This is a genomic window from Kitasatospora sp. NPDC086791 (assembly GCF_040685975.1).
Classification (GTDB): domain Bacteria; phylum Actinomycetota; class Actinomycetes; order Streptomycetales; family Streptomycetaceae; genus Kitasatospora.
Window position 1 is genome coordinate 1 of record NZ_JBFBOC010000060.1, and the last position, 6,093, is coordinate 6,093.

Consider the following 6,093-nt stretch of genomic DNA (forward strand, 5'->3'; position numbering starts at 1 on the left):
GTCCGCTTCCCGGCCCTCTTCAGGTCTCTCCTCGCCCCCCTAGGTCGCCGGCTCCAACTGCCTGTCCCCGCCCCCCGGGCGCGGGTTTTTCTCCCCCGCCCCCCCCCCCCCCCACCTCCGCGTTCAGGCGAGGTCTGCCTCCGCGCAGCCCCTCGCCGGCCATTCGGCGACGAGGGGCGCGAGGGCCTCCGCCTCGGCCTCACCGAGGCGGAGGCCGCGTTCTGGGCGGATGACCCGGTAGAGCGCGGCGACCGCCTCCCGGACCTGCGGGTCGACGTCCGTCAACTCGACGGGGAGGGTGGGTACTTCTTCCGGGTTCTTTACGGAAGGGGTGTCAGCGGGACCGGTCTCCGGCTCACCGGCGGCCGGACGGGTGACACCCGGTGGCGGCCCGAGCTGCGGCGTGTCGTAGACGTGCGCCTGGGACCGGACCGTCCCGTCGGGCAGCCGGACCTTCTCGACCCGGTAGTACCCGGCCGCGGTCAGCTCCCTGAGGGCCTTGCGGAGCGCACCGCGCCCCTGCGGGCTGGTGTCGGCCATCTGCCGGCCGTCCTCGCGCCAGCCGTCGGGGCGGGAGAGCAGGTCGCCGAGGAGGCCGCGAGCGGTGTAGCTGAGGTGGCGGTCCTGGAGGAGTTCGTTCGGAAGGACCGAGAAGAAGCGCCTGTGGACGCTACGATGGATCTGCATGGGGAGTTCGAGCTCCTGGTGCCGGACCCCAGGGTGTTGGTAGCACCGCTGGGGTCTTCTCTTTCCTGCTTGCGCTGCGGAACGCAACACGCTGATCGCGCTCGGTGTTAACCGTCTTGACGAACAGTCAGCGCTCGAAGCGTCGGGGGGCGCGCGGACGCTGGCGCGCGCCGGGTAGACGCTGACGCATGAACCCGAGACCCGCACGCATGGGGCGTCTCATACTTGTCAATTACGTTCTATGCATGACAGAGAAGCGAGTTGATGACGCGTCTCCCACGCTGGTGGTCGGCGCCTCCGGGACGGTCGGGCGGCACGTCGGGCTGCAGCTCGCGGCCGCGGGGGTGCGGGTGCGGACGCTGACACCGCGGGACCTGCTCGACCCCACGTCCCTGGAAGCCGCGGCACAGGGCGTCGGCGCGGTGCTGCTGGGGTGGCCGCACCCGACGGCCGACGCGGCGGCCGACGCGGTGGGCGTGCTGGCCCGGGAGGTCGGGCGGGTGGTGTTCCTGTCCTCGGCCGTCCCCGGCCGGCCGGAGGGCGCGATCGAGGCACTGCTCGCCCGCAGCGGGGTGCGGCACACGGTGCTGCGGGCGTACGGGTTCGCCGCCGCGCTGCAGTGGGCGGAGCAGATCCGCTCCGAGGGCGCGGTGCGCGGCTACGGCGGAGCGGCCGGGCTGAACCCGGTGGACGAGCGGGACATCGCGGCGGTCGCCGTCCGGGCCCTGGTCGAGGACGGCCACGAAGGCGCCCGGTACCTGCTGACCGGCCCCGAGTCGCCGACGCAGGCGGAGCAGGTCGGCATCATCGGCGAGGCGACCGGCCGTCCGGCGAAGTGGGAGGAGATCCCCCGCGAGACCGCCCGCCACCGGATGTCCGCCACCGGTCGGACCCGGGCCGCGATCGACAGCACCCTGGACTTCATCCACGCCCGCATCACCGCCCCCGAACCCGCCACCACGACGGTCCAGGACATCACCGGCAACCCGGCCCGCACCTTCCGCGCCTGGGCCACGGACCATGCCGCACTGTTCCGCTGAACCCCGCGGACGCGACTGCGACCGCGGGGCGACGTGGAGCTCAGTACCGCCGGCAGATGTCACGGCGGTTGCCCACCGCGACCACCCACACGATCAGTTGACCGTCCTCGATCGTGTACACCACGCGGTAGTCACCGACCCGGAGGCGCCAGAGGCCCGGATGCCCCTGCACCGACTTGATGTCGAACGACTCCACCGTGCCGGCGTCCAGCGCTCGCTGGAACTCGGTGAGGCGGTACATGATCCGACGGGCATCGGGGAGCGGCACCTTCAGCAGGTCCCGCTGACCATGAGCGGTGAAGCGCGTGACGCAGCCCATGGCTCACCCGTGGTGGTCGCGGAGGATCTCCGCCCGCGCTTCCTCGGTGAGCCGCTTCAGGGCCCGTCGTCCCCGGCGTCCCCGGCGAGGCCGGCCGCGATGGCGGAGCGGAGGGCGTCGTGGGCCGGGCCGAGGGCGAACCGCCGGTCCTGCCAGTGGGTGGGCGGGTAGAGCCAGACCGGGCGCTGGACCAGGCCTTCGGGCTCCCAGTCGTAGCGGGGCCAGATGTGGGCGTGCAGGAACGGGTCCTTGTTGCCCAGGATCTCGATGTTCACCCGGCGGAAGGCCGGATCGGCGGCGCGGCAGGCCTGTTCGACGGCCTCGGCGAGTCGGTCGAGGTCGGCGAGGTACGCGAGGCGGCGCGGGCGGGGGAGGTCGCTGAGACGTTCCGTGCCCGGCGTGTCGGTCAGCAGGACCGAGTAGCCGGGCAGGAACTGGACGTCCCCGATGACGGCGAAACCGGCGGACAGGCGCCGCAGCACGGTGGGGTTCTCACCCCGGAGCGCGCTGCCGATGCGGTCGGCCCGCCAGTCGGACCGCCGGTCGGCCGGCCCGCGGCTGTCGTCGCCGCCGTGGTGGTCGTCGCCGCCGTGGCTGCTCCCGTGCCGCCGCTCCCGGTGCATCCGCGTCCTCCCCCCGGGGCTCAGATCCCGAGGCCGCGGATGACCAGGTCGAGCAGGGCGAAGCAGAACAGCGAGATGCCCACGAAGCCGTTGGTCTGGAAGAACGCCCGGTTGAGCTTCGACAGGTCGTCGGGCTTCACGATGGTGTGCTCGTACACGAAGGCGCCCGCGACGACCGCGAGACCGATCCAGAACGCCGCTCCGGCGTCCGTCAGGAGCGCGAACCAGACCAGCAGGAGCGTCGTGAGGACGTGGCAGACCCGGGCGCCCCGGATCGCCGCCGGGATGCCGAAGCGGGCCGGCACCGAGCGCACCTTGCCGTGGCGGTCGGACTCGACGTCCTGGCAGGCGTAGATGAGGTCGAAGCCTCCGATCCAGATGCCGACCGCGACGCCGAGGACGACGGCCTCCCAGGACCAACGGCCCGTCACCGCGAGCCAGGCGCCGACCGGGCCCATCGCCTGGGCCAGGCCGAGGATCGCCTGCGGGAAGTCCGTGAAGCGCTTGCCGTACGGGTAGACGACCATCGGCACCACGGCGACCGGCGCGAGCGCGAGGCAGAGCGGGTTGAGCATCGCCGCCGCGCCGAGGAAGACCACCAGCGCGACCGCCGAGCCGGCGTACGCGGTCTTCAACGACACGGCGCCGGTGACGAGTTCGCGCGAGGCCGTGCGCGGGTTCCGGGCGTCGATCTCGCGGTCGATGATCCGGTTGGCGGCCATGGCGAAGGTCCGGAGCCCGACCATGCAGACCGTGACGACGAACAGCTCGCCCCAGTGCACCCGCCGGTCGGCGAGGAACATCGCCGTCAGCGCGGCGATGTACGCGAAGGGCAGGGCGAAGACCGAGTGCTCGATCATCACCAGGCGCAGGAACGCCCTGGTGCGCCCGGGGGTTTCGACCGCGGCCGTGCTCACAGCCCGTACTCCTTCCAGCGACGCGACACCAGCGCGGCGGTGTCCGGGTCCGAGGACACCATCTCCGGCCAGCCGCCGTCCCGGGTGTAGCCCTCCTCGGGCAGCTTGCGGGTGGCGTCGATGCCGGCCTTGCCGCCCCAGAACTGCTGGTACGAGGCGTGGTCGAGGTGGTCGACCGGGCCCTCGACGACGGTGAGGTCCCGGCTGTAGTCGACGTTGCCGAAGGCCCGCCACGCGACTTCCTGGTAGTCGTGCACGTCGCAGTCGGCGTCCACCACGATGATCAGCTTGGTCAGCGACATCATGTGCGCGCCCCAGATCGCGTGCATCGTCTTCTGGGCGTGCTTGGGGTACTTCTTGTCGATCGAGACGATCACGCAGTTGTGGAAGCCGCCGGCCTCGGGCAGGTCGTAGTCGACGATGTCCGGGATGATGATCTTCAGCAGCGGCAGGAAGAACCGCTCGGTGAACTTGCCCAGCGGGCCGTCCTCCGTCGGCGGGCGGCCGACCACGATGGACTGCAGGATCGGGCGGCGGCGCATCGTCACGCAGTCGATCGTGAGCGCCGGGAACGGCTCCTGCGGCGTGTAGAAGCCGGTGTGGTCGCCGAACGGGCCCTCGGGCAGCATCTCGCCGGGCTCCAGCCAGCCCTCCAGGACCACCTCGGCGTCGGCCGGGACCTGCAGCGGGACGGTCTTGCAGTCGACCATCCGGACCCGCTCCCCGGCGATGAAGCCGGCGAAGAGGTACTCGTCGATGTCGCCCGGCAGCGGTGCGGTGGCCGCGTAGGTGACGGCCGGCGGGCAGCCGAAGGCGATCGCGACCGGGAGGCGCTCGCCGCGCTTCGCCGCCACCGCGTAGTGGTTGCGGCTGTCCTTGTGGATCTGCCAGTGCATGCCGATGGTGCGGCGGTCGTGCCGCTGGAGCCGGTAGAGGCCCAGGTTGCGGATGCCGGTGTCCGGGTCCTTGGTGTGGGTGAGGCCCAGGTTGAAGAAGGAGCCGCCGTCGAGCGGCCAGGTGAAGAGCGCGGGCAGCTCGTCCAGGTTGACGTCGTCGCCGGTGAGCACGACCTCCTGCACCGCCGCGTCGCCGGACTTCACGTGCCGCGGCGGGACGTGCGCCATCGAGGCGAGCTTGCCGAACGCGTCGCGGAAACCGGTGAAGCCCTGCGGCAGCTCCGGCTTGAGCAGGCCGGCGATCTTCTCGGAGATGTCGTCCGGGCCCTTGAGGCCGAGCGCCTTGGCCAGGCGCCGCTCGGTGCCGAAGACGTTCATCGCGAGCGGCATCGACGAGCCCTTGACGTTCTCGAAGAGCAGCGCGGGGCCCTTGGCCTTCTGCACCCGGTCGACGATCTCGCCGATCTCCAGGTGGGGGTCCACCTCCGCCTTGATGCGCTTGAGATCGCCCTCGCGGTCGAGGGCCCGGAGAAACGAGCGGAGATCGTCGTATGCCATGCCTGTCAGTATCCGCCACCAGATAGCCTGGCTTGCGTCAAGGGCCCCGGGAAGGCGCCCGCCACCGCCGCCCGCTGGGGGAGATCACAGCCCATGTTGCGGATCCTGCTGACCATCGTCCTTCCGCTCGCGTTCTGGGTCTGGGCGTTCGTCGACTGCCTGACCACGCCCGAGGACGAGGTGAAGCACCTGCCGAAGGTGGTCTGGGTGCTGATCGTGCTGCTCTTCCCGCCGCTGGGCCCGATCGCCTGGCTGATCGCCGGCAAGCGGCGCGGCTTCCTGCGGGCCGCGACCGCCGACGGGTACCCGGGGTACCCGGCCGCCGACGGCCCGGGGCACCCCGCCGCGCGCGGCGGACGTCCGCTCGCGCCGGACGACGACCCGGAGTTCCTCGCCTCGTTGAAGAAGGACGACAAGGACCACGAGGCCATGCTCGAACAGTGGGAGGCCGACCTGCGCCGCCGGGAACGGGAGCTGCGCGACCGGGACGAGCCGGAGGACGGCCGGAAGAGCTGATCACGGGGCGTGCCGCACTCCCTCCAACGGCCCACCCGGGCGGCCCCGGGTGGGCCGTGGTCTTTTTGGCGCTTCCCTACGACCGGGCACCCTCCCTGGTGGATGACCACCGTCCGGACACCCGGCTTGAGCAGACCTTGAGCGGCACTCAAGACGGCCGACCTACATTACGGAGGGACGGCCCTGACCTGCGCTTTCCTTCATGCTCAGATCATCGGACCATCATCTGCCCGACAACCCCCGGTATTCGAATGAACACTCAGCGCTCCAGCTTCGAACCGACCACTTCTGTGCAGGCCTGACAGCTAAACGAACTCGACCTTGTACGGAATCGACGCCGAAACCAGCGCACGGCCCCTCGTACAGTCATAAGTGAAGAACGTGATTGGCGGCCGGGGGCACAGCAGACGTTGGCTGTCGGACAGTTCCCTCACCCTTGGAGTGGTTCGAGATGACGGTTGTGCATGAGGCGCCGGTCGACGGCGAGGTCCCCGAGGTCCCGGCCGACGCCCGCGGGCGGGTCGCCGAGCTGCACGA

At 71.1% G+C, this 6,093-nt stretch carries 7 protein-coding genes; 2 read left to right on the plus strand and 5 right to left on the minus strand.

From position 1 onward, the window contains the following. Positions 1 to 123 precede the first annotated feature (123 nt). Complete coding sequence (locus tag AB0Q99_RS34055; protein WP_363578107.1) at positions 124 to 687, minus strand: hypothetical protein; 564 nt, start codon at positions 685 to 687, stop codon at positions 124 to 126. Between the two features lie 245 nt (positions 688 to 932). Here AB0Q99_RS34055 and AB0Q99_RS34060 point away from each other — a divergent pair, with 245 nt between their 5' ends. Then, positions 933 to 1,727 carry a hypothetical protein gene (locus AB0Q99_RS34060; RefSeq protein ID WP_363578109.1) on the plus strand — a complete coding sequence of 265 codons (795 nt, stop codon included), beginning with the start codon at positions 933 to 935 and terminating at the stop codon, positions 1,725 to 1,727. Positions 1,728 to 1,767: 40 nt separating this feature from the next. Here the strand turns inward: AB0Q99_RS34060 and AB0Q99_RS34065 are convergent, their stop codons facing one another. From AB0Q99_RS34065 to AB0Q99_RS34080, 4 genes are read right to left on the minus strand one after another with little or no spacing between them, the layout of a single operon-like run. Then, positions 1,768 to 2,046, minus strand: a complete 279-nt coding sequence (locus AB0Q99_RS34065) for a type II toxin-antitoxin system RelE/ParE family toxin (RefSeq protein ID WP_363578111.1) — start codon at positions 2,044 to 2,046, stop codon at positions 1,768 to 1,770. A gap of 56 nt (positions 2,047 to 2,102) precedes the next feature. Then, a complete protein-coding gene (locus AB0Q99_RS34070) occupies positions 2,103 to 2,669 on the minus strand; it encodes a diadenosine tetraphosphate hydrolase (protein WP_363578113.1) in 567 nt (188 codons plus the stop codon). Between the two features lie 20 nt (positions 2,670 to 2,689). Then, the gene (gene mqnP / locus AB0Q99_RS34075; RefSeq protein WP_363578115.1) at positions 2,690 to 3,586 is read right to left on the minus strand and encodes a menaquinone biosynthesis prenyltransferase MqnP; all 897 of its coding nucleotides are present in this window, start codon (positions 3,584 to 3,586) and stop codon (positions 2,690 to 2,692) included. Next, positions 3,583 to 5,040 (minus strand): menaquinone biosynthesis decarboxylase, encoded by a 1,458-nt coding sequence (locus tag AB0Q99_RS34080; RefSeq protein WP_363578117.1) that lies wholly within the window; start codon positions 5,038 to 5,040, stop codon positions 3,583 to 3,585. Before AB0Q99_RS34080 ends, mqnP begins: the two co-directional genes overlap by 4 nt. Positions 5,041 to 5,133: 93 nt before the next feature. Here AB0Q99_RS34080 and AB0Q99_RS34085 point away from each other — a divergent pair, with 93 nt between their 5' ends. Next, positions 5,134 to 5,556, plus strand: coding sequence for a PLD nuclease N-terminal domain-containing protein (locus AB0Q99_RS34085; RefSeq protein ID WP_363578119.1), 423 nt, complete (start codon positions 5,134 to 5,136; stop codon positions 5,554 to 5,556). Positions 5,557 to 6,093: the final 537 nt, after the last annotated feature.

What these genes read in the sequence shown, in the direction of transcription:
- AB0Q99_RS34060 (WP_363578109.1), top strand. Translation starts at nt 933, where the DNA reads ATGACAGAGAAGCGAGTTGATGACGCGTCTCCCACGCTGGTGGTCGGC.
- AB0Q99_RS34055 (WP_363578107.1), bottom strand. Translation starts at nt 687, where the DNA reads ATGCAGATCCATCGTAGCGTCCACAGGCGCTTCTTCTCGGTCCTTCCG.
- AB0Q99_RS34080 (WP_363578117.1), bottom strand. Translation starts at nt 5,040, where the DNA reads ATGGCATACGACGATCTCCGCTCGTTTCTCCGGGCCCTCGACCGCGAG.
- AB0Q99_RS34085 (WP_363578119.1), top strand. Translation starts at nt 5,134, where the DNA reads ATGTTGCGGATCCTGCTGACCATCGTCCTTCCGCTCGCGTTCTGGGTC.
- AB0Q99_RS34070 (WP_363578113.1), bottom strand. Translation starts at nt 2,669, where the DNA reads ATGCACCGGGAGCGGCGGCACGGGAGCAGCCACGGCGGCGACGACCAC.
- AB0Q99_RS34065 (WP_363578111.1), bottom strand. Translation starts at nt 2,046, where the DNA reads ATGGGCTGCGTCACGCGCTTCACCGCTCATGGTCAGCGGGACCTGCTG.